This is a genomic window from Pseudoalteromonas sp. Z9A5, assembly GCF_011378875.1.
Lineage (GTDB): Bacteria > Pseudomonadota > Gammaproteobacteria > Enterobacterales > Alteromonadaceae > Pseudoalteromonas.
Genome location: NZ_WTLC01000063.1, coordinates 13,956 through 17,006 on the forward strand (window position 1 = coordinate 13,956; position 3,051 = coordinate 17,006).

Annotated in this window: 1 protein-coding gene; it reads right to left on the reverse strand. The window is 42.3% G+C overall.

The window, feature by feature from the left end; genetic code table 11:
- Positions 1 to 3,051: Ig-like domain-containing protein (locus tag GQR56_RS20095; protein WP_206018233.1), on the reverse strand; the 3,051-nt coding region annotated here is incomplete at both ends.

The window sequence follows — 3,051 nt, forward strand, 5'->3', positions numbered from 1 at the left end:
TGGGCTAACATCATTGAAGTTAAGAGTTGCCGTGTTCGTGCTGCCACTTGCATCACTTGCCGTGTAAGTAGCGCTTGGCACCGGACCGTTATAATCAGCGGCAGGGGTAAAGGTAAAGGTCCCGTCGGCATTAATAATAAGCTCGCCAACGCCTGCAATTATTGCCGTGTCGCCTGCATTATAAACCGTGGTGTCCCCATCCATTACAAATTGCGTCACGGTCAGGGTATCGCCATCCACATCACTGTCATTGGTTAATACATTGCCCGAAGCCGGTGTGCCTTCTGTTACCAAAATTGGGCCGTTATCAACGGTGCTCGGTGCATCATTGACCGCAATAATGTCATTGAAACTCACTATCGCGGTATCAAATCCACCGTTTGCATCACTGAGGGTATAAGTAGCGCTAGGCACTGGACCGTTATAATCAGCGGCAGGGGTAAACGTAAAGGTCCCGTCAGCATTAATGATAAGCTCACCAACGCCCGTAATGGTTGCTGTATCGCCTGCGCTGTAAACGGTTGCACTGCCATCCACAACAAATTGAACAACACTTAAAGTGTCGCCTTCGAGATCACTGTCATTGGTTAATACATTGCCATTCACCGGCGTGTCTTCGGTCACGGTGAAAGGACCGTCATTGGCAGCAATCGGTGCATCGTTAACAGAGTCAACAGTAATAGTAATAGTCTGGGTAGAGGTACCACCATTACCATCGTCGATTTTCACGGTGAAGGTATCAGTGCCGTTAAAGTGTTCATTTGGAGTGTAAAGATAGGTACCGTCAGTATTGATACTAACACTGCCATTAATAGGATCTATGTCGACGGTGAAAGTAAGAATATCACCTTCTGCATCAGAGGCTATAACCTGACCACTAACAGGGGTATCCTCGTTTGTGGTTTTATTTTCAGGGATGCTCTCTGGTGAACTATTAGTACCTATTACTGTGATCGTAAGAGTTGCACTAGAAAGACCTCCTTCACCATCAGATGCTTGATAAACGATACTAGTAGTACGAGTTTGGGTATCTGCCAAGTCATCAAAGTCATTGCCTGCATCAAAACTATAAGACCCATCTGCATTGACGGTAAATGTGCCGCCTGAAGAGCCATTAACTGGTTGTCCTACATTAGTTATACTGTTATTAACTTCAGCTACGAGAAGACTATCGCCGTCAGGGTCTTGATCATTGAATAGCACACCATTAGCTGCATCAATGCTAATATTTTCATTTTCGTTGACAGTATTAGAATCTGGATTAGCTTGCAGGGGCGGATTATCAACTGACCAGGTAAAGCTCTCACTAACACTTTCACCATTATTGTCATCGGCAGTAATCGTAATAGTATATGGGCTAGATGACGAAGCATTACTATCGAAAGATCCACTGATAACACCAGACACAGCATCTATTGAAATTCCATTAGGTAGACCTGTCGCAGAGAAACTTAATGTATCATTATCAATATCGCTGAAGAAAGGTGCAAAATTAATAGAAACAGATTGCCCATCTATAGATGTCTCATTAGGTAATGCTGAATTAACAATCGGTGTATCATTAACTGGGGTGACAGTAACAGTTACAGTTGCTGTACTGTAACCATCTTGTCCGTCGGTAATACGATAGTTAATTATATCTGTGCCATTAAAGTCTGTATCGGGAGTGTATGTGATTGTATTATCACTGTTAATAATAACGCTGCCATGGGAGGCACTTGCTTCAGTTATTATCAGTGAGTCGTTGTCTGGATCAGTATCGTTAGTTAACACACTTATAACTACGGCTGAATCTTCAGCAGTCATTGCTATATCATCATTGGCGATGGGTGGGATGTTTTCAAAAGCCCACGTGAAGCTAGTTAATACCGTTCCTCCATTACCGTCATCGGCAGTAATGGTTACGTTATATGGTTCAAATGTAGATATATTGCCAGCGACTGTACCACTAATTATACCAGTGACTGGGTCTACACTTAATCCTAGTGGTAACCCAGAAGCAGTAAAGTTCAATACATCCCCATCAATGTCGGTGAAATTAGGCGAAATATCTAAATTTATAGTGCTACCGTCTGCATCCGCTTGATCATCTATACCACTAGTGGTTGGATCATCATTAATCGGTGTAATAGTAACGTCAACACTGGCTGTACTTTCACCACCCTCCCCATCGACGATTCTATAAATTATGGTATCGGTACCGTTGAAATTAATATTAGGTGTATAGGTAACAGTATTATCAGCATTAATAACTACAGTGCCATTACCAGCAATAGCTTCAGTGATAATTAACGTATCATTATCTGGGTCACTATCATTAATGAGCACATCGATGTTTATGCCCGTATTTTCTGAAGTGCTCGCAGTATCATTAACTGCTGTAGGTAGTGCATTAACAATAGTATAGGTAAAACTTTGATCTACAGTGCCGCCGCGTCCATCATTAGCAGTCACAGTAATAGTATAAATTCCGTCATTAATAGGACCATCTTGCGAAGCACTATTATCAATAGTGCCTGAGAGGGTGCCTGTATTAGTATTGAGAGTAAGTCCTGCAGGCAGCCCAGTAATACTATAAGTCAAAGTATCAGTATTAGGATCACTAAAATAGTTACTGAAATCAATTGAGACAGGCTGCCCGTCAACAGCATTTTGATTTGGTATTTCATTAGCTTCAGGTGCAGCATTTTTTTCGGTGACGACTATCGTAACGGTAGCAGTTTCAGTAACACCGCCAGATGTAACTGTGTAGGTAAAACTATCGGTACCGAAATAGTGAGCATTAGGAGTATAAATACCGGTACCATCAGCGTTTAGGCTAACGCTACCATTAGCGCCTTGCGTGAAAGCTGTTATTTGTGGTGAGCCTTCAAAGTTATCATTAATGAGAACATCAAGAGGTGCTGATGTGTTTTCATCAATCGTAATATTATCGTCAGATATATCAGCGGTTGGTGTAATGTCATTGAAACTCAATACCGCAGTATCGATCCCACCGTTAGCATCGCTGACCGTGTAAGTTGCACTTGGTACTGGACCGTTGTAATCAGG